Source organism: Dyella sp. SYSU CM1112 (genome assembly GCF_058216415.1).
This window is the reverse complement of sequence record NZ_JBZEGI010000118.1, coordinates 1-282: the sequence shown is the minus strand read 5'-3', so window position 1 is coordinate 282 and position 282 is coordinate 1. Positions and strand designations below refer to the sequence as shown.

The window sequence follows — 282 nt, the reverse complement described above, 5'->3', positions numbered from 1 at the left end:
GGGAGTTCATTCATATGAGCGAGCGTCTCGACTTTTACAAAGCCAGCACGGAAGCCATCAAGGCTATGATGGGCCTGGAACAGCGCGTAGCCAAAAGCTCGTTGGAAAAACCGTTGATCGAGCTGGTACGTCTGCGTGCATCCCAGATTAACGGTTGCGCATACTGCATGGACATGCACAGCAGTGATGCGCGCAAAGGGGGCGAGAATGATCGCCGTCTCGCTGTATGGAGTGCCTGGCAGGAAACGTCGTTCTTTTCGGAGCGCGAGCGCGCTGCCTTGC

General features: G+C 56.0%; 1 protein-coding gene. It reads left to right on the top strand.

Annotated elements, in window-relative coordinates; genetic code table 11:
* Positions 1 to 14: 14 nt before the first annotated feature.
* Positions 15 to 282, top strand: a 268-nt coding sequence (locus tag AC4HNJ_RS21875; RefSeq protein ID WP_490481725.1) for a carboxymuconolactone decarboxylase family protein, incomplete at its 3' end; no start/stop codon positions are given.